General features: G+C 71.2%; 22 protein-coding genes. 11 read left to right on the forward strand and 11 right to left on the reverse strand.

The annotated features are described in order from the left end of the window. The first annotated feature begins 169 nt into the window (after positions 1-169). Both M1L60_RS09930 and M1L60_RS09935 read left to right on the forward strand, forming a co-directional pair. On the forward strand, positions 170-1,126 hold the full coding sequence (locus M1L60_RS09930; RefSeq protein WP_253237031.1) for a pseudouridine-5'-phosphate glycosidase: 957 nt from the start codon (positions 170-172) through the stop codon (positions 1,124-1,126). Then, a complete protein-coding gene (locus M1L60_RS09935) occupies positions 1,123-2,001 on the forward strand; it encodes a carbohydrate kinase family protein (protein ID WP_253237032.1) in 879 nt (292 codons plus the stop codon). Before M1L60_RS09930 ends, M1L60_RS09935 begins: the two co-directional genes overlap by 4 nt. Positions 2,002-2,146: 145 nt before the next feature. On the opposite strand, the gene M1L60_RS09940 is transcribed toward M1L60_RS09935, so the two are convergent. From M1L60_RS09940 to M1L60_RS09955, 4 genes are all read right to left on the reverse strand, one after another. Beyond that, the gene (locus tag M1L60_RS09940; RefSeq protein WP_253237033.1) at positions 2,147-2,560 is read right to left on the reverse strand and encodes a DUF3099 domain-containing protein; all 414 of its coding nucleotides are present in this window, start codon (positions 2,558-2,560) and stop codon (positions 2,147-2,149) included. An 87-nt stretch (positions 2,561-2,647) separates the two neighbouring features. Continuing rightward, the gene (locus M1L60_RS09945; RefSeq protein WP_253237144.1) at positions 2,648-3,214 is read right to left on the reverse strand and encodes an HhH-GPD-type base excision DNA repair protein; all 567 of its coding nucleotides are present in this window, start codon (positions 3,212-3,214) and stop codon (positions 2,648-2,650) included. Positions 3,215-3,461: 247 nt separating this feature from the next. Continuing rightward, positions 3,462-4,109 carry a response regulator transcription factor gene (locus M1L60_RS09950; RefSeq protein WP_253237034.1) on the reverse strand — a complete coding sequence of 216 codons (648 nt, stop codon included), beginning with the start codon at positions 4,107-4,109 and terminating at the stop codon, positions 3,462-3,464. Continuing rightward, positions 4,106-5,446, reverse strand: coding sequence for a sensor histidine kinase (locus M1L60_RS09955; RefSeq protein WP_253237035.1), 1,341 nt, complete (start codon positions 5,444-5,446; stop codon positions 4,106-4,108). Before M1L60_RS09955 ends, M1L60_RS09950 begins: the two co-directional genes overlap by 4 nt. A gap of 157 nt (positions 5,447-5,603) precedes the next feature. Here M1L60_RS09955 and M1L60_RS09960 point away from each other — a divergent pair, with 157 nt between their 5' ends. From M1L60_RS09960 to dtd, 5 genes are all read left to right on the forward strand, one after another. Continuing rightward, positions 5,604-6,302: an ABC transporter ATP-binding protein gene (locus M1L60_RS09960; protein WP_253237036.1), complete on the forward strand. Its 699-nt coding sequence runs from the start codon at positions 5,604-5,606 to the stop codon at positions 6,300-6,302. Then, positions 6,296-8,593, forward strand: coding sequence for an ABC transporter permease (locus M1L60_RS09965; protein ID WP_253237037.1), 2,298 nt, complete (start codon positions 6,296-6,298; stop codon positions 8,591-8,593). The genes M1L60_RS09960 and M1L60_RS09965 overlap by 7 nt, the downstream gene beginning before the upstream one ends. A gap of 100 nt (positions 8,594-8,693) precedes the next feature. Further along, complete coding sequence (locus M1L60_RS09970) at positions 8,694-9,044, forward strand: hypothetical protein (RefSeq protein ID WP_253237038.1); 351 nt, start codon at positions 8,694-8,696, stop codon at positions 9,042-9,044. A 313-nt stretch (positions 9,045-9,357) separates the two neighbouring features. Further along, positions 9,358-9,990: a phosphotransferase gene (locus M1L60_RS09975; protein ID WP_253237039.1), complete on the forward strand. Its 633-nt coding sequence runs from the start codon at positions 9,358-9,360 to the stop codon at positions 9,988-9,990. A gap of 194 nt (positions 9,991-10,184) precedes the next feature. Then, positions 10,185-10,607 carry a D-aminoacyl-tRNA deacylase gene (gene dtd, locus M1L60_RS09980; protein ID WP_253237145.1) on the forward strand — a complete coding sequence of 141 codons (423 nt, stop codon included), beginning with the start codon at positions 10,185-10,187 and terminating at the stop codon, positions 10,605-10,607. 30 nt (positions 10,608-10,637) lie between these two features. Here the strand turns inward: dtd and M1L60_RS09985 are convergent, their stop codons facing one another. After that, positions 10,638-11,426, reverse strand: a complete 789-nt coding sequence (locus tag M1L60_RS09985; RefSeq protein WP_253237040.1) for a sporulation protein — start codon at positions 11,424-11,426, stop codon at positions 10,638-10,640. A gap of 291 nt (positions 11,427-11,717) precedes the next feature. Between M1L60_RS09985 and sigB the strand changes: the two genes are divergently transcribed. Continuing rightward, a complete protein-coding gene (gene sigB, locus M1L60_RS09990) occupies positions 11,718-12,671 on the forward strand; it encodes an RNA polymerase sigma factor SigB (RefSeq protein WP_253237146.1) in 954 nt (317 codons plus the stop codon). A 242-nt stretch (positions 12,672-12,913) separates the two neighbouring features. On the opposite strand, the gene M1L60_RS09995 is transcribed toward sigB, so the two are convergent. Both M1L60_RS09995 and M1L60_RS10000 read right to left on the reverse strand, forming a co-directional pair. Then, positions 12,914-15,460, reverse strand: coding sequence for a bifunctional acetate--CoA ligase family protein/GNAT family N-acetyltransferase (locus tag M1L60_RS09995; RefSeq protein ID WP_253237041.1), 2,547 nt, complete (start codon positions 15,458-15,460; stop codon positions 12,914-12,916). A gap of 20 nt (positions 15,461-15,480) precedes the next feature. After that, a complete protein-coding gene (locus tag M1L60_RS10000) occupies positions 15,481-16,665 on the reverse strand; it encodes an acetoin utilization protein AcuC (protein ID WP_253237042.1) in 1,185 nt (394 codons plus the stop codon). Between the two features lie 190 nt (positions 16,666-16,855). Between M1L60_RS10000 and M1L60_RS10005 the strand changes: the two genes are divergently transcribed. After that, complete coding sequence (locus tag M1L60_RS10005; RefSeq protein WP_253237043.1) at positions 16,856-17,557, forward strand: iron-dependent transcriptional repressor DtxR; 702 nt, start codon at positions 16,856-16,858, stop codon at positions 17,555-17,557. 16 nt (positions 17,558-17,573) lie between these two features. Here the strand turns inward: M1L60_RS10005 and M1L60_RS10010 are convergent, their stop codons facing one another. Further along, entirely contained in the window at positions 17,574-18,125 is a 552-nt protein-coding gene (locus M1L60_RS10010; RefSeq protein WP_253237044.1) for a hypothetical protein, read from the reverse strand. Between the two features lie 139 nt (positions 18,126-18,264). Between M1L60_RS10010 and M1L60_RS10015 the strand changes: the two genes are divergently transcribed. Then, a complete protein-coding gene (locus M1L60_RS10015) occupies positions 18,265-19,164 on the forward strand; it encodes an alpha/beta fold hydrolase (RefSeq protein ID WP_253237045.1) in 900 nt (299 codons plus the stop codon). Here M1L60_RS10015 and M1L60_RS10020 read toward each other — a convergent pair. Both M1L60_RS10020 and M1L60_RS10025 read right to left on the reverse strand, forming a co-directional pair. Further along, a complete protein-coding gene (locus tag M1L60_RS10020; protein ID WP_253237046.1) occupies positions 19,139-19,567 on the reverse strand; it encodes an SRPBCC family protein in 429 nt (142 codons plus the stop codon). The genes M1L60_RS10015 and M1L60_RS10020 overlap by 26 nt on opposite strands. 1 nt (position 19,568) lies before the next feature. Continuing rightward, a complete protein-coding gene (locus M1L60_RS10025; protein WP_253237047.1) occupies positions 19,569-20,756 on the reverse strand; it encodes an MFS transporter in 1,188 nt (395 codons plus the stop codon). A gap of 158 nt (positions 20,757-20,914) precedes the next feature. On the opposite strand from M1L60_RS10025, the gene M1L60_RS10030 reads away from it, so the two are divergent. Further along, positions 20,915-21,871: a carboxypeptidase-like regulatory domain-containing protein gene (locus tag M1L60_RS10030; protein ID WP_253237048.1), complete on the forward strand. Its 957-nt coding sequence runs from the start codon at positions 20,915-20,917 to the stop codon at positions 21,869-21,871. Positions 21,872-22,295: 424 nt separating this feature from the next. Here M1L60_RS10030 and M1L60_RS10035 read toward each other — a convergent pair whose 3' ends face one another. Then, positions 22,296-22,835 carry a DUF6817 domain-containing protein gene (locus M1L60_RS10035; protein ID WP_253237049.1) on the reverse strand — a complete coding sequence of 180 codons (540 nt, stop codon included), beginning with the start codon at positions 22,833-22,835 and terminating at the stop codon, positions 22,296-22,298. Positions 22,836-22,859: the final 24 nt, after the last annotated feature.

Here is a 22,859-nt window from a genome sequence, read left to right on the forward strand (position 1 = left end):
TCTGCCCTTCATTTCACGTGGTCAGGATCGTCGAGCCACCGGTCCCCCCGGCCCACGGCAGCTGACGAAAGCTCCAACCCGCAAGTGTGACACCTCGGACCGGACCGGTCCAACGACCAGCTCGGCGGTCTTTGGTCAGGTCGTGATCAGGCACCGTACGGTAGCTCTCGTGACTGACTTCGCGATTCGATACGGCGAGCACGTGACCCGTGCCCGCCGGGACAGCCGGCCGGTGGTCGCGCTCGAGAGCACGATCATCTCGCACGGCCTGCCGCACCCGGACAACCTGCGGGTGGCGCGCGAGATCGAGCAGACCGTGCGCGACCAGGGCGCCGTGCCGGCCACGATCGGCATGATCGGCGGCGAGCTGATCGTCGGCCTCGACGACGCCCAGATCGAGCACCTGGCGCTGGCCGAGGGCGTGGCCAAGCTGTCGGTCCGCGATCTCGCCGTGGCCGCCGCCCGGCGCGCCGACGGTGCCACCACGGTCGCTGCCACCAGCGCGGTCGCGGCCGCCGCGGGCATCGGCGTGTTCGCCACCGGTGGCCTGGGAGGCGTCCACCGCGAGGCGAACGTCACCTTCGACGAGTCGGCCGACCTCACCACGCTCGCGCGTACGCCGATCGTGGTCGTCTGCGCCGGCGTGAAGTCGATCCTCGACGTCGGCGCCACGCTGGAGCGGCTCGAGACGCTGGGCGTGTCCGTGGCCGGCTACGGCACCCGGCGCTTCCCCGGCTTCTTCATCACCGACGGCGGCTTCGACGTCGACTGGCAGCTCGACTCGCCCGAGCAGGTGGCCGACGTGATCCGCGCCCGCTCCGACCAGAACGTGGGGGCGGGCGCGCTGATCCTGGCCAACCCGCTGCCGGCCGACGAGCAGCTCGATCCGGAGCTGCACGACCGCACCCTGTCCGAGGGCCTCTCGCTGCTCGCGCGGGGCGGCATCACCGGCAAGGCGGTGACCCCGTTCCTGCTGAGCCACTTCCACGAGAGCACCGAGGGCAAGAGCCTCGAGGTCAACGTCCGCATCATTCTGCGCAACGCCGCCCTCGCCGCGCAGATCGCCGTGGCCACCGCGACCGAGGCGACCGCCCCGCTGGGCTTCAGCGTCCCCGCATCCGCGTGATCATCGTCGTCGGCGATCTCGTCACCGACGTGCTGGTGGCGCATCGTGGGCCGATCGAGCTCGGCTCGGACACCGCCGCCGCCATCACGGTGAGCGGCGGTGGCCAGGCCGCGAACACGGCGGCCTGGCTCGCGCACGCCGGTCAGCCGGTCACGCTGATCGCCGCTGTCGGCGACGACCCGGCCGGCCGCGAGCGGGTGGCCGAGCTGACGGCGGCCGGGGTGCGCTGCGCCGTGCGGGCCCACCCGGGTCAGGTCACCGGCAGCGTGGTCGTGCTGGCCGGCCCCGAGGAGCGCACGATGATCACCGACCGGGGCGCGGCCCTGCGGCTCGACCCGGCCCACGTCCGGGCCGCGATCGAGAGCACCGAGGCTTCCCACCTGCACCTTTCCGGCTATCCGCTGCTGCACGACGGGTCGCGGCGGGCCGGGCTGGAAGCACTGAAGGTCGCCGCGGAGCGGGGGCTGACGACCAGCGTCGACGCGGCCTCGGCGGCGCCGCTGCGCGCGGCCGGGCCCGAGGCGTTCCTGGACTGGGTACGCGACTGCGACCTGCTGCTGTGCAACGCCGATGAGGCCGACGTGCTGGCCGGCGCGGGGGCAGCAGCCGGGCAGGCCCGTCGGCTGACTCAACACGTACGCAATGTGGTGGTCAAGCAAGGCGCAGCGGGGGCTGTCTGGGGATCGCGCGACGGCTCCGCGGTGACGGTGACGCCCACACGGGTGGCCATGAAGGACCCGACCGGCGCGGGCGACGCGTTCGCGGCCGGCCTGCTCGCCGCGTGGTGCGCCGGCCGGGCCTCGGAAGCCGCGCTGAAGGCAGGCGCCGCACTCGGCGCGCAAGCCGTCGCCTCGATTGGCGCGCGGCCAGCATAGGGCTCGTCCAGCGGCTCACATGGGTGCGAGGTGCAGTCCATGCCGGCGTCAGCCGCAGGCCGGAGCTGTGTCGGGCCGGCGAGAATCCCGGTGTCCTCACCCCGCAACGGCTGGAGGGAGCCCGCCATGATCGGCGGGACGGGTCCTAACGCTTCTCGCGGTCGCGGGGGTCGGCGGAGGTCCAGCGTTCGCCCGTCTCGGTCGGCTCGAGATCGATGGTCAGGTACTCGGTGGTCTCGGCAGAGTGCTGCGGCAGGCTGGCCGGCGGCTTGGGCTCGCGGGCCAGGGCGTCGGCCGCGCGCTCGGCCTTGGTCTTGGGCGGCCGGTCGTTGGCGATGAGCACGGCTGCCCACGGCAGGAAGACCATGCCGGCGGCGCAGAGGATCAGCCACAGCCCGAGCAACGGTGGACGGATGCTGAGCAGCACCGCGCCCACGATCAGGCAGGCGGCCCGGATGCTCATCATCGTCACGTAGCGGATCTGCCGCCAGCGGAACTGTTCTTCCGGACTGCGAGCGGCGTCTGTGATGAGAACCGCCCGGTCCGGCTGCTTCTTCACGATGGGGTCTCCGATCGACCCCCCATAATTACACCGTTGCCATCACGACGCCCAGCGCGCTACAAAACCGCGTCGTTCCGGGACCGGTCAGGCCTTGGCGGCCGCCTTCATCTCTTTCTTGTACGCACGAACCTTGCCCAGGCTCTGCTCATCGACGATGTCGGCCACCGACTTGTACGAACCTTCGACGCCGTAGCCACCGGCGGCCTCCCGCCAGCCGGCCGGTTGCACGCCGTACTGCTTGCCGAGCAGTGCCACGAAGATCTGTGACTTCTGCTTGCCGAAGCCGGGCAGTGAGGCAACCCGCTTGAGCAGCTCACTACCGTCCTCGGCACCGGCCCACAGCTGCGCAGCGTCGCCGTCGTACCGGTCGACCAGCGCCCGGCAGACCTCTTGCACCCGGACCGCCATGGCCTTGGGGAACCGGTGCAACGCCGGCGGCTTGGCAAAGATCGCGATCAGCGCCTCAGGATCGAACTCAGCCAGCTCGACCGCAGTCGGCGCATGCCCAAGCCGCTGCGACAGCACCAACGGCGAGCTGAACGCCTTCTCCAACGGAATCTGCTGATCGAGCACCATACCGATCAACAACGCCAGCGGATCGGTGGACAACAGCTGGTTGGCCTCGGCGTCAATAGGCAGCGAAAGCGTCATGACGCTCATCCTCGCAGGTCCCTCCAGCCACCCGCTGCGCCCTCGACACCCCCGTCCGTGACGCGGCACGGGCGCAATGCAGCAAGCGCGCAGCAGCGCAGTGAGGCGAGGCGAGGCGAGGGTGCAACGTGGCGTCGCGCGAGTACAGCGTCGCGCGGCAAGGGCGCAGCGTCGCGCGGCGCCACCACCACATCGCGGCGCGGGGCCGCCCCCATGTCTCGGCGGTCGGCCGGGGCCGGCCGCGGGGTCAGCGGAGGCCGCCCTCGTAGGCGGCGATGACCAGGTGGGAGCGGTCGCGGCCGTCGAACTTGGCCAGCAGGCGGTTGATGTGGGTCTTGACCGTGGACATGCTTACGCCCAGGTCGGCGGCTATCTGGTCGTTGGAGAGGCCGCGCGCCACCAGCAGCAGAACCTCACGTTCGCGACCGGTGATGTGGGGCAGCGGCACGACCTGACGTTCGGGCATTTCCACGTACGCATCGATCAGCCGTTCCTGAGCTGTCGGACCCAGCAGACGGCCGCCCGCCGCCACATGCCGGATGCCCGCGATCAGCTCGTCGGGCAATGCCTCTTTCATGAGAAAGCCCTGCGCGCCCGCCCGCAGCGCCCCGAGCACGTATTCCTTGAGGTCGAAGGTGGTCAGCACGAGCACCTGCGTCTCGACGCGGGGAAAGCCCTGACAGATCTCGCGGGTGGCCTCGATGCCGTCCATGTCGGGCATCCGGATATCCATCAGGACGACATCAGGGCGTTCCCGCCGGACGACCTCGACTGCTTCCCGCCCCGTCCCCGCCTCGCCGACGCAAACCAGCCCCGGCGTGTGGTCGATCAGCAGCCGGAAACTGCCCCGCACCAGCACCTGGTCGTCAGCCACGACCACCCGGACGTCAGTCATGAGCCGTACCGCAGGGTCGTCGCCACCCGCCACCCACCGCCCGCCTGCGGACCGGCGCTCAGCTCACCGCCGAACTGGGCCGCACGCTCGCGCATCCCGATCAACCCCTGCCCAGCCTCAGACCGGGGCACGGCGGCTTCGCCCTCGTCGTCTCCCCGCCGCTGCGGCCGGTCAGGCGCCGCCGGGCCCGGAGCGTGGGGCCCGCCGTTGTCGGTCACCCGCACGTCGACCCGGCCTTCGGCCGTCACGACCTCGACCCGGCAGCGCGTAGCCCTCGAATGCCGGACCACGTTGGTCAGCGCTTCTTGCACGACGCGATAGACCGACAGAGCGACATCACCGGGCAGAGCCGCCGCCGGCGTCTCAGCCTCGGCCTCGGCCGGTGTCTCGGCCCGACCCTTGGCCGGCATTTCGGCCCGTGCCTCGGCCGGTATGTTGGCCTCTGGCTCAGCCGGTATCTTGGCCGCTGTCTCGCCCTCGCCCGGTTTCTCGAACCGCGAGTCGAACTCGACGGTCAGGCCGGTCGAGCGGGCCGCCTCGATCAGGCCGTCGAGGTCGGCCAGCCCCGGCGTCGGCCTCAGCGCCGCCTCGGCCCGGACGACACCGAGCGCGCGGCGGATCTCGCCCAGCGTCTCGCGGCTGGTGGTGGCGATCACCCGCAGAGCCTCACGCATCTCGTCCGGACGGTCGGCCCCGACGTGATCGGCGATTGTGGCCTTGACCGCGATCATGCTCATGCTGTGGGCGACGATGTCGTGCAGCTCGCGGGCTATGCGCAGCCTCTCTTGCTCGACCGCCAGCACGGTGGCCTGCTCGGTCCGCGACAAGGCGTGCGCTCGCCTTTCCCGGACCACGCGGCCCGTCGCCCAGCACGCGCCGACCACCCAGGTGACCAGGCCGGTGCCCATCACGTCGTGCGAGGTCGCACCGAAGACCGCCGCCACGACCACCGCAGCGGCCAGGACGATGGGCACCGAACGGCGACGGCCGACCTGCAGGCCCACTGAATAAAGGACCAGGCCCAGCGCGAAGACCGGCGCGGTGCCCGCGTAGAAGGGGATGGCGCCGGACCCGACGGCAAAGGAGCCGACTGCGAGAACCGCGATCGACACCGCGATCGGCCACAAACGACGGACCGCCACCGGCAGGCCCAGGGCAAGGCCCAGGAGCACGGAGAACCAGCCGGGCTCGACCCAGCCGCCCGGCGGGTCGGTCGGCGCCTCGGTGGCCGCGTAGCCGCAGACCAGCACGGCCGCCGCGGCCAGCAGACCGTCGATGGCGATCAGCTGGCCACGGCTGAGCCTGCGGAGGAGAAGGGAGGGTGCAGCGGCAGTCACGAGAGCGACGTTATCGAGCCGGACCGGCCGCCCGCGTCAACCCACAGTTCGATTTTCTGCCGCCCCGCACCGGAACCCCGGTTGGACGACAACCGGCCCGCCGCTCGCCAAGCTCGACGGCATGACGACACCGATGGTTTCGATACGAGATCTGCGGATGGAATACGGATCCGGCCCGGCCCGGGTAACCGCGCTCGACGGTCTGTCGGCCGATCTCGCCGCGGGCAGCTTCACCGCCGTGATGGGCCCTTCCGGCTCCGGCAAGTCCACTTTGCTGCACTGCGCCGCCGGCCTCGATCGCCCCACCGCCGGCCACGTGACGATCGACGGTGTCCGTCTGGCCGATCTCGACGAGACCGGGCTGACCCTGCTGCGCCGGCGGCGGATCGGCTTCGTCTTCCAGTCCTTCAACCTCATCTCGGCGCTGACCGCTGCGCAAAACGTCGCCCTACCGCTGCGGCTGTCCGGCCGCCGCGTCTCCACGGGCGAGGTGACTGCCGCGCTCGCCGCCGTCGGCCTGGCCGACCGGGCCGGGCACCGCCCGGTCGAGCTCTCCGGCGGGCAGCAGCAGCGGGTGGCCATCGCCCGCGCGATGATCACCGAGCCCGCCGTCATCTTCGCCGACGAGCCCACCGGCGCTCTCGACAATCAGACCTCCCGCCACGTCCTCGAGCTCCTGCGCGCCCTGGCCACCGATCGGGGCCAGACGATTGTCATGGTCACGCACGATCCGGTGGCCGCGGCGTGGGCCGATGCGGTGCTGCTGCTGGCCGACGGCCGGCTCGCCGATCGCCTCGACGGCGCCTCGGCCGAGGTCATCGCGGCCCAGATGGCCCGGGCGGAGGCGGCATGCTGACCCGTGACCGCCTCGGCTCCCTCCTCGCGGTTCTCGTCGGCACGGCCGTGGTCACGCTGACCCTCACCCTGCTCGCCTCGGCCGGTCCGCGGTGCCCCGAGCGGTTCTCCGCCGTGACGGTCGCCCTGCTGAGCCCCGAGGTGTCCACCCCGGCCGACCCGTTCCCCGAGTCCCGGCCGTGGCCGGCCGACGAGGCGACCCGGCTCACCGCCCGGCTCGTCGAAGTTCCCGGCGTGCGGGCGGCCGTCGCCGACCGGCCGTTTTACGCGCAGCCACTGGTGGCGGGGCGACCGGTGGCCGCGATCCAGCAAGGCCTGGGCTGGGCGAGCGCAGCGATGGCGTCCGATCGCCTGGTCGCGGGCCGGGCGGCCACCGGCTCCGGCGAGGTCGTGCTCGGCCGCAGCCTGGGCCTTCCAGTGGGTGCCACGGCGACTGTCCTCACCGCGAGCGGTCCGGCCTCGTGGCGGGTGACCGGGCTGGTCGAGGCCGACCGGCTCTACGTGGCCGACGCCGAGGCGGCCCGGCTCGCCCCCGGTGTGCGGGTCATCGGACTGACCGGCAATCCCGACCTGGATGAGGTGCGGGCCGCCGCGGGCGGCGCGACAGTGCTGCACGGCTCCGGGTTGGGGCGGCTCGAGTCCAGGTCCGACGCGCACGACCGGTGGATCGGTCTGCAGGTGCTGACCGCCATGATCGCCCTTTCGGTGTTCTCCTCGATTTTCGTGATCGCCTCGACACTCGCTCTCTCGATCAATCAGCGCCGGCGCGAGATCGGTCTGCTGCGCGCGGTCGGCGCCACACCACGACAGGTCCGGCTCACCGTGCTGCGCGAGGCCGCAGTGATCGGCCTATGGGGCGGGGCCGCCGGTGCAGTCGTCGGTGTGCTGCTGGCCCCGATGATCGGGGGTGTGCTGGTCGATGCCGGCTTTCAACCCGAGTCCTTCCGGGCGGGTGTCCACTGGTGGCCGGTTCTGGCCGGTATCGCGCTCGGGCCGCTGGTCGCCGTGGCTGGTGGGTCGCCCGCGGCGCGGCGGGCGTCACGGGTGCGTCCGCTCGAGGCGTTGCGCCGGGCCGAGGTCGAGACCCGGCCCATGACCCGCACACGCTGGGTCGTCGGGCTCGTGTTCGTCGTGATCGGCCTGGCCGCCGGTGCGGCCACAGTGGTCACTGACGACCTGTCCGCGTTGGGCACGTACGCACTGCTCGGTGCCATGGCCCTGATCGTTTCCGCAACCGTGCTGGCGCCGGCCGTGGTGCCGCTGGTGGTGCGGCTGATTCTTCGCCCGGCGGGCGGCGCGCTGGGCACGGTGATCCGGGAGAGCGCCCTGGCCGGCGCCCGGCGGACGGCTTCGACGGCCGCGCCGGTGCTGCTCACGGTGGCCTTCTCTGTATTCATCGCCGGCAACGTGCAGACCGCGGAGAAGGCGTACGCCGACCGCCGGGCCGAGGCGACCGGGACGCGGGCAGTGATCGTCCCCGACGGCACGCCCGGTCTCAGCGATGTCGCCGCCGCTGACGGAGAGCTCGTCACCAGCATCTACATCGGTGACACCGTGGCCACGGCGGCCGGCTCACCGTCCAGTCCGGCTGACGGCAGCGTGGTGCTCAGCGAGTCGCGCGCTCGGGAGTGGGGTGTAACCGAGGGCGGCACGATCGACGCGACGTTCGCCGACGGGGCCCGTGTGTCGCTGCGGGTGTCAGCCGTGCGACCTGACACTTCGGGGTCCAGCGGCGTTGTGCTGTCCAGGGCGGAGGTGCGGCGCCACGATCCGTCGGCGCTGGTGCAGGCTACGCCCGTCGCCGCGGGCGCTCCGGCAGTGGCGCCGCTCGGCGGGCGGATCGTCGATGTCGCGACCTACGCACGCGAGGCGGACGCCGAGGAGGACCGGCAGGTCTGGATCTTCACGCTGTTGCTGATCGGGATCTCGGTGGGGTACGGCTCCCTCGCGGTCGCGAACACGCTGGCCATGGCGACCGCGCGGCGGGCCAACGACTACCGGCTGCTCCGGCTGGCCGGGGCCACCCGCCGACAGGTGCTGCTGACCGTCGCCGGCGAGTCGGCCCTCTCGGTCCTGGTCGGCTCGGTGCTGGGAACTGCGGCCGCGGTCCTCGCTCTTCACGGAGCGACAGCGGGACTCCGGGCGCAGACCGGCACGTCGGTCGCGCTCACCGTGCCCTGGCCCGTGCCGGCGGCCGCGGTGGGTGCTTGCTTCGTCCTGGCCGTGATGGCCGCCACGCTTCCGGCTCGAGCGCATCTGACGGCTGCCAACCCGCTCCGGGAACGAGCATGATGACCGACGAGGGTGATGGTGACCACCTCGCCCGCCGGGTCACGGTTTACCGGTGGGCCTCGGGGGCACCTGCAGTGCCGATCTGCCGAAAGGAAACGAGATGAGCGACTCGCAGGAAGAGATCGAGCGGGAGATCCTGGGTGGCGACTACGGCCCCGGAGTCCTCGACGAGCCCACCACCTATCGTCCCGAGAAGGGCGACGACGACGCCGGGCTGTCCAGCACGCTGGCCGCGGGCACCGACGTCGACCAGCTCCAAGACGGCGGACCGCACCCCGAGCACGGCGTCATGACCACCACCGGGGGCACCGCGGGGCCGAACAGCTTCCGCACGCACCCGCGCTCGGGCCCGGGCGTCGCCAACACGACGACCGGCGACGCCACGACCGGCGCCATGGAGACCCCGGTCGACAGCTACACCAGCGACGCGAGCAGCAACGCGGTCGACTGACCCCGACATTCGCCGGCGGCGGCGATAAATAGGGCCGCCGCCGGGCAACGAATCGGTTAGCGTCACCGCCGTGAACGGAGACGCGCCGGGCGAGCCCTCCGCCCCCGGGCAAGAACCGGACGCCCACGCCCTGGGCGAGCCACTCGCGCCCGGACGGGCAGACGTCCACACCGCGAGCGAGCCACTCGCGCCCGGACGGGCACACGTCCACACCGCGGGCAAGCCACTCGCGCCCGGACGGGCACACGTCCACACCGCGGGCAAGCCACTCGCGCCCGGACGAAAGACGGACGCACGCGCGCTGGGTGAGCCGTTGGCGTCTGGGCGGGAAGCGGACGTCTACGCGCTGGGTGGCGGGGTTGTGTTGCGGCGCTACCGGGACGGTGGGGACGCTGCGCCCGAGGCCGCGGTTATGAAGTATGCGGCCGGACTCGGCTATCCGGTGCCGCGCGTGTACCGGGCGGATGGTCCCGAGATCGAGATGGAACGGTTGGACGGGCCAACCATGGCCGGCGCCTATCTGAGCGGGGAGCTGTTGCCGGAGGCCGCGGCCGGGATCATGGCGGATCTACTCGGGCGGCTGCACGCGTTGCCGGGGCGGGCCGGGGCGGGCTCGATCGTGCACCTCGACCTGCATCCGGACAACATCGTGCTGACTCCTGGCGGGCCGGTGGTGATCGACTGGCGCAATGCGGGGGACGGGGATCCGGACTTCGACACCGCGTTGACGGCGTTGATCCTGGCCCAGGTGGCGATCGGGTCGATCGATCATGAGATCGGGGCGGATGCGGGGGCCATGCTGTCTCACCTGCTCCGGCTGGTCCCGGGTGACCCGCTGGCTCAACTCGACAACGTCGTCGCTTTCCGGGCCGGGCAGTGGACCATGTCGGCCGAAGAGGTTGCCGACCTCCCACGAGCGGCCGCACTGGTCCGAGAGTCGGCCTGACAGAGGACGCCTGACCCCGGCACGACCGTGCACGGCACCACAAGCCGGGCGTGCTGTCGTCAGCCGGGCGTGTGACCGGCGGGCCTGTCGGACGTCGGTGGGGCGATGCGTGGTGGCTCGGCGAAACGGCGAGACTGGTTCGGGGCGGCTCAGCGGCGGACCCCGTGGTGACCAAGACACTGGGAGAGGGACAGATGCGGGCGTTGGTACAGACCGTGAGCCGGGCTGCCGTCACTGTGGATGACGAGATTGTCGGCAAGATTGAGGACGGGCTGCTCGTGCTGGTCGGTGTGACCCACGATGACACTCCGGCCAAGGCCGCCGAACTGGCGCGCAAGACCTATGAACTGCGCATCTTGGACAATGAGGCCTCTGCCGCCGATCTCGGCGCCCCATTGCTCGTCGTCAGCCAGTTCACTCTCTATGGGGACGCGCGCAAAGGGCGGCGTCCCACCTGGAACGCCGCCGCGCCCGCCGAGGTGGCCGAGCCGCTGGTCACCGCGTACGTCGAAAGCCTGCGCGCCCGGGGCGCGACCGTACAGACCGGTCGTTTCCGGGCGCACATGCTTGTCGAAAGCGTCAACGTCGGACCGCGGACGATCCTGATCGAGCTCTGAGAGAAGCGCTCTGAGGGCAGCTCTGAGGGATCAGAAGAACAGGCCGCGCCGCTGGGCCGACTGACGCAGCCAGTTGTCGAGCTGGCCGGCCCAGTCGGTGTGATCCACCGTTGCGTAGTCGATGTCGAAGCGGCCGAACGCATCGTGACCCTCGGTGAACAACCCGCCCCGCTTGTCGATCTCGAGTACCACCTGCAACTTGTGCGGGGTCGGCAGGAAGGTCAGCTCGAGCTGGTTGATGCCGCTCGCGTAGGCCGACGGCGGGTAGAACTCGATCTCTTGGTAGAACGGCAGGTGCTGCTCGACCCCGTACACCCGGCCGCGCTCGACGTCGGCCCGGCTGAAGCGGAAGCCCAGCCGCAGCAGCGCGTCGAGAATGCGCTCCTGGGCCGGCAGCGGGTGCACCGCCACCGCGTCCAAGTCTGACTTGTCGACGGCGCGGGCGATCTCGAGTTCCGTGGTCAGGCCCATGGTCATGCCATGCAGATGTTGCCCGTACACCTCGGTGATCGGTGTCTCCCAGGGCACATCGAACCGGAACGGGACGTCGTACTTCGCGCCCGGGTCGAGCCGGAAGGAGCCGGTCAGCCGCTGGCGGTGGAATTCCTGATCGGTGTTGTACTCGCTGTCGCCGCTCTCGACCTCGACGCGGGTGATCAGCCCGACCGCCAGATATTCGACGTCGACGGCGTGGTCGCCGCCCAGCACGTGGACCTGGCCCTCGAGGAACCCGCCCGGGCGGCAGTTGGGGTTGGCCAGCACAGTTTCGACTGACGGCCCACCGACGCCGAAGGCTTGCAACATCTTCTTGAAGACCACTGAACCATCTCCTCCTCGAGGGCGTTTGGGGAACAGTATCGGCGCGCAACACGCGGCGAGTACCGGCAATCCGGTCACTTGTCGGCTTGGCGACGTCAGGGTTCTCCCTGATTCATGCCACCTGGACGCTTGCCTCACCTCGGTTTAACGCGCCCCAGGCCAAGCTATCGATCACACCGGCACGAAGCGGCTGGGAATGCACGAGACAGTACTCAGCGGGGAGGGGACTGAAAGGTGGTCCTGCAGATGAAGGCGTCGGAGTCCAAGACGGCGGTTGCCGTCGACAACAGCATGACTGACGGTGTCGAGCTCCTGACCGACCTGGACGCCACGGACGAGCGCGGCGTCTCCGCCGACCTGGTTCGCGCGTACCTCAACGGCATCGGCCGCACCCGGCTGCTCACCGCGGTCGAAGAGGTCGAGCTCTCCAAGCGGATCGAAGCCGGCCTGTACGCCGACGAGAAGTTCACCGAGGCCGGCGACGACCTGGCCCCCCTCCTGCAGATCATCATCGCGGAGGGCAAGGCGGCCAAGAACCACCTGCTCGAGGCCAACCTGCGGCTCGTCGTGAGCATCGCCAAGCGCTACACCGGCCGCGGCATGGCCTTCCTCGACCTCATCCAAGAGGGCAACCTCGGCCTCATCCGCGCCGTCGAGAAGTTCGACTACACCAAGGGTTACAAGTTCTCGACCTACGCGACGTGGTGGATCCGCCAGGCCATCACCCGCGCCATGGCCGACCAGGCCCGCACCATCCGCATCCCGGTGCACATGGTCGAGCAGGTCAACCGGATGGTGCGCAGCCGTCGCGACCTGGCCGCGTCGCTCGGCCGGGAGCCCAGCATCGCCGAGATCGCCGAGGCCATGGGCGTGCCCGAGTTCCAGGTCATCGAGCTCATCTCGTACGACCGCGAGCCGGTCAGCCTCGACCAGGCCGTCGGCGAGGACGGCGAGAGCGCGCTCGGTGACTTCGTGGCCGCGGTCGACCCCAGCCAGCCCGGTGTGACGGTCGGTTCGGGCGAGCTGCGCAGCGAGGTCGAGATCGTGCTGGCCACGCTGAGCGAGCGCGAGTCGGCCGTGATCCGCCTGCGCTTCGGCCTCGACGACGGCCGCCAGCGCACCCTCGACGAGGTCGGCCGCGAGTTCGGCCTGAGCCGCGAGCGCATCCGCCAGATCGAGAAGGTCACCATGCTCAAGCTCCGCGACCCGGAGCGCTCCTCCCGCCTCGAGGCCTACGCCGGCTGAGAGTGACACCAGCACCGCCCGGCGAGCTTCGGCTCACCGGGCGGTTTTTGGTCCAGGTGAGTGAGTTGGTTGCGCATCATTTTGTACGGGCTAGGAGCGCTCGCACTGGCCGTGCTCGCCGGCCCGGCTGACGCAAAGGTGGCCGCCCACCGAAGGTGTAGCGCGCACCGGCAGCGGCTCGGATCGGCAGCGCACAGGGGTGCGGAGGCGACGGGGGCGGCGGGCCGGGTCGCCGGGCTCGGTCACGGGGTGCGGAGGCGGCGGGGGCCGGTGTCGGGGCGGCGGGTGGGGTCGCCGATCTCGGTGGCGGCGTGCAGGACGGAGATGCCGTCGGGGCGGGCCAGCACCGGGTTGAGCGAGAGTTTGCGCAGCCGGGGATGGTCGTCGGCCAGCCGCCCGACCCGCAGCAGCAGGTCGATGAGGGCCTCGCGGTCGACGGGGGCCGACCCGCGGTAGCCGTGCAGCAAGGGCGCGGCCCGCGGTTCGACCACGAGCGCCTCGGCCGCGCGGTCGGTCAGCGGCGCGGCCCGCCAGGCCAGGTCGCCCAGCAGCTCACTGGCCACGCCGCCCAGCCCGAACCCGACCACCGGGCCGAAGGCGGGGTCTTCCATCACTTCGACGCGGCAGGCCACCCCGGCCGCGACCATGGTCTGGACCAGCACGTCGGGGCCGAAGGCGACGGCCAGCTCGGTGTAAGCGGCGCGCACGTCGTCCTCGTCGGCCAGGGCCAGGCGGACCGCGCCGAGGTCGATCCGGTGGCGCAGGGCACCACCGGCGGCCTTGAGCGCGACCGGGTAGCCGAGCACGCCCGCGGCCGCAATGGCCTCGTCGGCCGTGGTGGCCAGCGTGGACGGGACCACCGTGATGCCGTACGCCCGCAGCAGATCGGCCGGTGGACCGTCGACCAGGGCCGCGTCGGGCTCGACCCCCTCGAGCAGCGGGAGCACGCCGGGCGGGCGGCGCAGCCAGTCGGCGTAGGTGGCGACGCGGCCGAGGGCGCGCACCGCCTCCTCGACCGACGGGTAGGCGGGCACGCCCGGGGTCAGGCGGCCCAGCAGGAACGTGGCCACTGTCGGTTTCTCGCCGGCCAGGGCGACACTGCCCAGGGCGGCCGCGAAGTCGGCGTCCTCGTCGGCGAGCTGGCCCGGCAGCGGGGGCGCGAACACCACGACCAGCGCGTCGGCCCGCTCGTCGACGGCGGCGTCGGCCAGCGCGTCGGCGAAGTCGTGGGCGCCGGCCTGGGGGCTGATGTCGAGCGGATAACCGGCGGCGACGGTCAGCCCGTTGGCCCGGCACGCGGCCACCGCCAATTCGGACAGTGCGGACGAGTTGCCGACCACGGCGACCCGGCGACCGGCCGGCAACGGCTGGTGGGCGAGCAGCAGGCCGACGTCGAAAAGCTCCTGGACGGTGTCGACCCGGATCACGCCGGACCGGGCGAACAGGGCGGTGACCGCGTTGACGTCGGGCCCGGGCAGGTCGCCGGCCAGACCGGGCGGACGGGTGGCCGAGGCGACCGCGACGACCGGTTTGACCCGGCTCATGCGGCGGGCCAGGCGGGCGAACTTGCGCGGATTGCCGAACGTCTCGAGGTAGAGCAGCACCGCATCCGTGCCGGGGTCGTCGCGCCAGTACTGCAGCAGGTCGTTGCCGGAGACGTCGGCCCGGTTGCCGGCCGAGACGAAGCTGGACAGCCCGAGCCCGCGGCGTTCGGCCTCGGCCAGCAACGCCACGCCGAGGGCGCCGCTCTGGCTGAAGAACCCGACCCGCCCGGCGACGGGCAGCCGGGGGGCCAGGGTGGCATTGAGCCGTACGCCGGGGTCGGTGTTGGCCACCCCCATGCTGTTCGGGCCCACTACGCGCAACCCCGCCGCATGCGCGCCCTCGATCAGGGACCGTTGCGCGGCGCCGCCCTCGGGACCGGCCTCGGCGAAGCCGGCCGAGACGATTACCAGACCGCCCGCGCCGCTGGCCGCCGCGTCGGCCAGCACGTCGGCCACCCCCTCGGGCGGAACGGCGACGAGGGCGAGGTCGATCGGCACGCCGGCCTCGGTGGCCGAGCGGTACGCGCGCAGGCCGGCCACCCGGTCGGCGCTGGGGTGCACGGGCACGATCGGGCCGGTGAACCCGCCGTCGCGCAGGTGGCCCAGCATGGCCGCGCCGATGCCCTGACCGCTCGCGCTGGCGCCGTAGACCGCGACCGCGCGCGGGGACAGCAGCCGGGCGATCGAGCGCGACTCGGTGAGGTGCTCCCGCGATTCCTGCACCTCGCGCGACTTCTCGGTGGGCGCGATCGGGAAGCTCAGGTGCACCACGCCGTCGGCATACTTGCGCTGGACCAGGTAGCCGAAGTCGCTGAAGACCCGGAGCATGCCGCCGTTCTCGGGCAGCACCTCGGCCACGAACCGGGTGATGTGGTTGGCCCGGGCCGCCTCGGCCAGGTGTTCCAGCAGCACCGAGCCGATGCCGCGGCCCTGGTGGGCGTCCTCGACGACGAAGGCGACCTCGGCCTCGGGCGAATCGGGGCCGAGACGCTCGTAGCGGCCGACGGCCATGATCCGCGAGCCGCTGACGATGACGAAGGCCTCGCGGTCGTGGTGGTCGACGTTGACGAACCGTTCGAGGTCGCGCTGCGGGATGCGCGGATACGGGGAGAAGTAGCGCAGATAGCGGGTGCGGTCACTCATCCGGGAGTGGAACTGCACGATGGCGTCGGCGTCGGAGGGCTGGATCTGTCGCATGTGGGCGGCACTGCCGTCGGAGAGCAGGACGTCCGCGCTGATGTCCATCTCGAGCTCCTCGGGGCCGGTCAGTCGCGGGGATCGTGGGGGTCGAGACCGTGCAGGGGGAACACTTCCATGCGGCTGGCCAGGATCGCCCGGTCGACCGCGTCGGGGGTGGTGCCGGGCTGCCACTGCTCGACCGGGGGTGGCGTGCCGTCGGTCATCGTCTGGGGCACGGTGACGCCGGGGCACCGCTCGGTGGCCAGCTCGCGCCAGGCCGCCGGGGTGGGCGTACGCGGGTCGAGCGGCTCGCCCGTGGCCGTGGCCAGCAGGTGGGTCCAGGCCCGGGGCACCACCTCGACCAGCGCGTACCCGCCGCCGCCGGTGGCCACCCAGCGGCCGTCGCAGAGCTCGTCGGCCAGCTCGCGCATCGCCAGGTGGGCCGCGCGCTGACCGTCGACCGACAGCCGCAGGTCGGCCAGCGGGTCGAGGAGGTGGGAGTCGGCCCCGCACTGGCTGAAGATGATCTCGGGCGCGAACGCGCGGAGGACCGAAGGCACGATCGCGTGGAAGGCCCGCAGCCAGCCGCCGTCGCCCGTACCCGGGGGAAGCGGGACGTTGACCGCCGAGCCCTCGGCCCCCGGACCGCCCGTCTCGTCGGCGAAGCCGGTGCCGGGGAAGAGGGTCAGTGGGGTCTCGTGCAGGCTGATCGTCAGGACCCGGGGGTCGTTCCAGAAGGCGGCCTGCACGCCGTCGCCGTGGTGCACGTCGACGTCCACATAGGCCACCCGCTGGGCGCCCTGGTCGAGCAGGCGCGCGATGGCCACCGCCGGGTCGTTGTACACGCAGAAGCCGGCCGCGCGGGCCGCCATGGCGTGGTGCAGACCGCCGGCGATGTTGACCGCGCGTTTCGTCGTACCGAACCAGACGGCCTCGGCCGCCGCGATGCTGGCGCCGCAGATGCGAGCGGAAGCCTCGTGCATGCCGTCGAAGACGGGGTTGTCGGTGGTGTTGAGACCCCAGCCCCGGAAGAACGGGTCGATCGGCGCGTGCCGGACCGCCTCGAGGTAGTCGGGGCGGTGGACGCGGGTCAGATCGGCCTCGGTGGCCGGCTCGGGTGTGACCAGACGCACCCCCGGTCGATCGAGAACGCCCAATTCCTCGGCCAGGGCCATGGTGAGCTCGACACGCACGGGGTTGAGCGGGTGCTCGCCCATGTCGTAGTCGAGCAGGGCCCTGTCCCACACCACCGTGGTCGTCGGATCAACCATGAACGTCATGCTGCCACGCCTTCCACACGTGGGCGGAAGGTGCACGGTCAGGTAGGCTTCATGCACCTGCTCGGGGCGTCTGTCAACCCCCGGTAACGAGGTATTATCGCTGCTGGGAGGGCCGCACTGTGAATGTTTCTGTCGTCAGCTTCGCGCTGGCGGTCCACCGAGACCGCTTGGAGGTCGGGGCATGAAGGCATCGGCGCACAACCACGACCTGATCGACACCACCGAGATGTACTTGCGCACCATCCTCGAACTCGAGGAAGAGGGTGTGCCACCGCTGCGTGCGCGCATTGCCGAGCGGCTGCACCAGAGCGGTCCCACCGTGAGCCAGACGGTCGCGCGCATGGAGCGTGACGGCCTGTTGACGGTCGAGAACGACCGTCACCTCGTGCTCACCGACCAGGGCCGGTCGACCGCGGTCTCCGTCATGCGTAAGCACCGGCTCGCCGAGCTGCTGCTGGTCAACGTCATCGGCATGCCCTACGAAGAGGCACACGAAGAGGCCTGCCGGTGGGAGCACGTGATGAGCGACTCGGTCGAGAAGAAGGTCTACGAGCTGCTCAACAAGCCCACCCGCTCGCCGTACGGCAACCCGATCCCCGGTCTCGAGGCGCTCGGCCTGCCCGAGGAAGAGAACGTCGACTCGGTGACGGGCGAGCGCAACCTCGCGTTCCCCGGTCTCAGCGGCAGCGTCGTGGTCCAGCGCATCTGCGAGAGCGTGCAGACCAACGCCGACGTGCTGCGTCAGCTGCACGCCGCGGGCATCGACCCGGGCACGACGGTGACGGTGGCGCAGGAACGCGACGGGGTGACCATAGACCGCTCCGGCGACAAGATCCGGCTGCCGCGTGAGGTGGCGTCGCGGGTGTTCGTCGCCGCGCACTGAGTTCGGCGGAAGAGCGTCAGCCGTCGGTCGTGTCCATCGCCTTGGCGAGCGCGATGAGCTTCGGGTTCATCGCGGACACGGCAGCGGCCGGCGCTTTTTTGTCGAACGTGAAGCGCAATGTCTGCAGCTGCTTGGCCTCGCTGAGCCAGCCGATCTCGATGGTCGGGCCATGAGCCGCGGTCGGCGGCGTGTAGAGGCGGTAGGCCGCCTTGCCCACCCCCTTGAGCGTGCTCGCCTTCGACGGTTTGAGGTCGGCCAGGAACTGCGCGGGGCTCGCCTTCGTGGTCTCCACCACCGAGAGCATCAGGTCGGGGTAGTCGCCGGCCGTGGTCTGCACGACGCACGTCGAGGTGTCGTCGATCTGGTCCGAGGCGGCCACGTCGAACGCGACGCCGATCTTCTGCTTGATGAAGGCCCAGTCCCAGAGGATGCAGGCGCCACCGGCCGAGGCGGCGGGGGCCTGCTCGACCTTGACCGGCGGCGGGGCGGCCGCCTGTTCCTCGTCCCGCTTCTCGCAGCCGGTCAGCGCGAGCAGCAGAACGGCGCCGGCCACAGCGACGGAACGCACTATTGATCCTCCCGAGAGATCCGGGACACACCGTACTGGTCCGGGCAAGGCTCCCGAAAGCCCGCGTCCGAAACCATCGATGTACGCACAGTGATCCCGCGACTGGACACTCAGCGTCAACGGCCGACAGGATGGCGACATGATTAACGACCGGCTGATCGATGCGGGCGATGTGCCGCTGGCGGTGCGCGACTTCGGGGGCGACCAGCCGCCGTTGCTGTTGCTGCACGGAGCCGGGGGCAACCTGGCCACGATGACCACGCTGGCCCGCGCGCTGCGCCCGAACCACCGGGTGATCACCGTCGACCTGCGGGGGCACGGGCGCTCGGGCGAGGGCACGTGGACGTGGGACTCGGCCCTGGGCGATCTGGCCGCGGTGTGCGTACAGATGGAGATCGAACGACCGGCCGTGGTCGGCCATTCGCTGGGCGGGATGCTGGCCGCGCTGTGGGGTCAGCGGCACCCGGAGGCGCCGGGCGTGGTCAGCCTGGACGGCAACCCGCCGCCGACCTCGGTCGCGCAGCTGCCGGGGCTCGACCCGGCCCAGGCGGCGGCCGACCTCGACCGGCTGAACACGGTCTTCAACCAGGTCGAGGCCCAGGCGGGCCAGGTGATCCCGGCCGATCAGCTGGCCGACCTGGTCGAGAGTCAGCAGGCCGCGGCCCGGGACATGGGCGCCAACGAGAAGGTGTGGATCGAGGGCTTCCGGCGCAACCTGGCCCACGAGAACGGCGAGACGTCGACGCGGCCGTCAGCCGCGGTGACCAGTCAATTGCGTACGCTGATGAACGGTCTTGACCTGGGGCCGGTCTATGCCGGCACGACGTGTCCCGAGCTGGTCGTCCTGGCCACGCGCAACCTGCCCCAGCAGGAGCCGTTCGCCGAGCTGTACGAGGCGCACCGCCGCTTCCTGCTCGAGCAGGTGCGGGCGGCGGGCCACCCGCGCTACCTGCAGCTGGCCGACGCTTCGCACGCCATGGTGGTCGAGCAGCCGGCCGTGCTGGCCGGGCTGATCACCGACTTCCTGCGCTCGGCGTGACCTCGAGGTAGGCCGGCAGGCGGGTCAGGCAGCTCTCCCAGCCGGCGCGGTACATCTCGGCGGTCTCGTCGTCGACCTGGTCGTGGACGATCCGCAGGGCGGTGCCGGCGCCGGCCGGGGTGAGCTCGATGGTCACCCGGCTGTCGCGGTCGTCGCCGGCCCAGCGCCACGACTGCACCAGGCGGCGGGGCGGGTCGAGCTCCCGGTACTCCCCCGCGAAGCCCATCTCGCCCGCCTCGACGCCGAACCGGCCGCCGACCACCGGCTCGGAGAAGGCCCGCGGCTGCATCGCGGCGGGCCAGTACCAGGCGGTGAGCGCGGCGGCGTCGGTCAGCGCGAACCAGACCCGCTCGGGCGCGGCGTCCACATGCGACTCGATTACCGCGGAACTGTCGTACGACATCTCACTCCTTTGCCTGCGGCAGGGGACGAGTCGCGCCGGACGCGATCAGGCCGATGGCCAGGGCGCCGAAGACGCAGAGCATCGCACGCAGCACGCCGAGGTGCTCGGCCAGCAGACCGATCAGCGGCGGACCGGCCAGGAATGCACCGTAGCCGATGGAACCGGCCACCGAGACCCGGATCGCGGCCTTGGCCGGGTCGTCGGCCGCCGAGCTCATGCCGATCGGGAAGCCCAGCGAGGCGCCGGCGCCCCAGAGCAGCGCCCCGGCCACGGCGACCGGCACGCCGATCTCGGCCACCACGAGCACCAGACCCAGCACGGCCGACGCCGCGGTGACCCGCAGGGTGACGACCCGGCCCCAGCGTTCGATGGCGTAACCGCCGAAGAGCCGGCCCAGCGTCATAGCGGTGACGAACACGCCGAAGGCCACCGCGCCGACCGTGTCGCCGGCGCCGTACCCGTCGACCAGCCCGATGGCCAGCCAGTCGTTGGCCGTGCCCTCGGTGAAGCCGAAACCGAGCATGACCAGGCCGATCATGATGGTGCGAGGTTCGCGCCAGGCCCGGCGGACGCTCATCGCGGGCTTCTGCCCGGCCGGGAGCGGGTGGTACGGCAGGAAGTGGCGCACGGTCGGGGCCGTGACCGCGGCCGCGAGCGCCGCCGTCAGGTAGAGCTGGGCCCAGATCGGCAGCCCGGCCGCGGCGGCGACGGCGCTGAACGCGGCCCCGACCACCGTGCCCAGGCTGAAACCGGCGTGGAAGCGCGGCATGATCGTGCGGCCCAGCCGCCGTTCGACGTCGGCCCCCTCGACGTTCATGGCGACGTCCCACGTGCTGTTGCCCATGCCGACCAGCACCAGGCCGAGACCGGCCAGCGGAACCGAGCCCAGCAGGGTGCCGGTGGCCAGCCCGGACAGGCCGATCACCATCGACGAGCTGCCGAGCAGCACGGCGCGGGCCGGACCGAACCGCTGCACGAGCGGGCCGGCCAACGGGATGGCGGCGATCGCGGCGGCCGACAGGCAGAGCAGGAGCAGACCGAAGCCGGCCGCCGACAGGTCGAGGCCGTCGCGGACGGCGGGGGCGCGGGCGAGCCAGCCGGCGTACGCCAGGCCGTTGGTGGCAAAGGTGAAACCGACGGCGACTCGGGCTCGGTCGAGACGGGGACGATCGAGTTCAGTCGCGGTCACTACCTCAACTTACACGTTAAACCCGAGGCGCCCCGGAACGCAGGGGGTGATCGATCGACTACCGGGTTCGTGCCGCGAGTGGGGATCGTCGATGGGCCGGATGCCCTGCCGCCCATAGGTTCTGGGGCAGCAAGCAACTATCCGAAAGGGACACCACAGTGCGTGCACCGAAAGTCATCGTCAGAACCGCCATCGCTGCTGCCGTCGCGGGGGCCGCAGTAGCCACGGTCGGGGCGTCACCGGCTCAGGCCGGCTGGACCAGCGGCCTGGTCACCGGCACGGTCCTCAACGACCGGGGTGCGGTCGTGGCCGGCGCCACGATCAGCGTCTGGCCGACCGTCAACGAGGACACCAACCCCGTCGCCGTCACCAGGACCAACGCCGCCGGCAAGTGGCGGGTCGCCGACCTCGACTCCGGCCGCTACAAGGTCGAGATCGGACTGGCCGGCTGGTCCGAGTACGCGCCGGGCCGCGAACGCGACCACCAGGACGCCCGGACGTACGCGGTGTCGTCACGCCGCCTCACCGTCGTCAACAGCGTCGTCGAGCGGGCGGGCTCCTTCGCCGGCCGGCTGACCACCTCGGCGGGCGGCCCCGCGGCCGGCGTCGCGGTCACCGTGGACGACTACAACACGGCCCGCGAGTACAAGACCACCACGGGCGCCGACGGTTCGTACTCCGTGAAGGTGCCGCCGCGCGGCGACTACGTGGTCAGCTATCGGGACGGCAACTTCCGCCAGTACGCCGTGGGCACCACCGACCAGCAGCAGGCCCGCCACTACACGGTCGCCTCGGGCCAGAACGTCCGGGTCAACGACCGCTTCCTCCAGGCCGCGTCGCTCACCGGCCGCCTCGTCGACGCCGCGGGGGCGCCGGTCGGGTCGGCCACGGTCCGCTTCATCTACACCGAGACCGCGTTCGAACTGCAGACCACCACCGACGCCGACGGCCGCTACACGTTCGACAAGCTCAACCCGGGCCCGATCAAGGTCGCCTTCCGCACGGCCGACGGGCGGAGCCAGTACGCGTACCAGGCCGCCGGCTACGACCAGGCCACCGAGTTCACCCTCGCCCTGGGCACGGTGACCACCGTCGACGACACCCTGCTCCCCTAAGACCGGCACCATCACCGGGGCCCTCCCGGCTCGGGGGTGGGAGGTCTCCGCGGTGCTCACACGACCGGCGGTCCTGGTGTTTCAGGGCCGCCGGTTGTGCGCTAAAAGGGCGGCCCCGGAATGATCCAGGGCCGCCCTTCCCTACCTACTTCTCCTTGCTCAGCTGTACCTGACCGATCTCGGGGTGTCCCCCGGATTTCGGGGTCCCCTCCGGTGCGGCGCATGTCCCTCCATGACGGAAGTCGCGGCCTTGATCACCGAGTCGGCGTACCCCAGCATACTGTCCCCTTGCTCCTCACGGAAGCAAGACATGCGGACGAACCCTGCAAGATGCCGCCGAGAATCGACCATCGCGTAGATCCGGCCCGACCTGAACGCTGCCGGCCATGCCCAGCGCCGAGGCTCGATGGTCAGGCCATCGAGTTCACTGACGCGATCCCATCAGCCGCTGAATCTCATCGGCCACCTTGGGCGACGTCAGTGGCGCCCAGCGATCGAAGAGGTCGCGGAAGTAGTCGCCGTGGTTGACAAGCAACGCCGGATTCTGCTCGATCACGTCGAGTTCGTTGACGATGCTCAGATCCACGAACGGCACGATGAGATGCGATTCGAGAATCCTCTTCTGCCCAGTGAAGCGATCATGCACGGTGGAGGTGGCAGCCAAAGCCCGCCACGTACGGTCACGGTCACAAGCCCCGTACAGGTATACGAGTTCCTCGGCTTCCAGTCCGATAACTGCTCGGAGCAGGTGCCGATCGGTCCAAGCGATCAGCGCCAGGTCGAACCCATCCGTGCTGTAGGCAGCGTGGGTGAGACCGGCCAGTTGCACGTACCGGGCAGCACTGGCCGCCGCGAGACGCTGTTCGACCCGGCACAGGTGGGAGTAGAGAGTGCCGCCCGGATGCTCGATCGCTTCCGTGCCGTGCTCTCGCAGAAACGCCCGCGCCGCGCTGCCGAAGCTCATAGGCGTGACCCTAAGCGCATCGAC

The organism is Paractinoplanes aksuensis (assembly GCF_024137025.1).
GTDB lineage: Bacteria > Actinomycetota > Actinomycetes > Mycobacteriales > Micromonosporaceae > Actinoplanes > Actinoplanes aksuensis.

Bases quoted from the DNA above. Each gene is read 5' to 3' on its own strand.
- M1L60_RS09945 (WP_253237144.1), bottom strand. From the start codon at position 3,214: ATGACGCTTTCGCTGCCTATTGACGCCGAGGCCAACCAGCTGTTGTCC.
- M1L60_RS09950 (WP_253237034.1), bottom strand. From the start codon at position 4,109: ATGACTGACGTCCGGGTGGTCGTGGCTGACGACCAGGTGCTGGTGCGG.
- M1L60_RS09960 (WP_253237036.1), top strand. From the start codon at position 5,604: ATGGAATACGGATCCGGCCCGGCCCGGGTAACCGCGCTCGACGGTCTG.
- M1L60_RS09965 (WP_253237037.1), top strand. From the start codon at position 6,296: ATGCTGACCCGTGACCGCCTCGGCTCCCTCCTCGCGGTTCTCGTCGGC.
- M1L60_RS09970 (WP_253237038.1), top strand. From the start codon at position 8,694: ATGAGCGACTCGCAGGAAGAGATCGAGCGGGAGATCCTGGGTGGCGAC.
- dtd (WP_253237145.1), top strand. From the start codon at position 10,185: ATGCGGGCGTTGGTACAGACCGTGAGCCGGGCTGCCGTCACTGTGGAT.
- sigB (WP_253237146.1), top strand. From the start codon at position 11,718: ATGACTGACGGTGTCGAGCTCCTGACCGACCTGGACGCCACGGACGAG.
- M1L60_RS09995 (WP_253237041.1), bottom strand. From the start codon at position 15,460: ATGGACATCAGCGCGGACGTCCTGCTCTCCGACGGCAGTGCCGCCCAC.
- M1L60_RS10000 (WP_253237042.1), bottom strand. From the start codon at position 16,665: ATGGTTGATCCGACGACCACGGTGGTGTGGGACAGGGCCCTGCTCGAC.
- M1L60_RS10005 (WP_253237043.1), top strand. From the start codon at position 16,856: ATGAAGGCATCGGCGCACAACCACGACCTGATCGACACCACCGAGATG.
- M1L60_RS10015 (WP_253237045.1), top strand. From the start codon at position 18,265: ATGATTAACGACCGGCTGATCGATGCGGGCGATGTGCCGCTGGCGGTG.
- M1L60_RS10020 (WP_253237046.1), bottom strand. From the start codon at position 19,567: ATGTCGTACGACAGTTCCGCGGTAATCGAGTCGCATGTGGACGCCGCG.
- M1L60_RS10035 (WP_253237049.1), bottom strand. From the start codon at position 22,835: ATGAGCTTCGGCAGCGCGGCGCGGGCGTTTCTGCGAGAGCACGGCACG.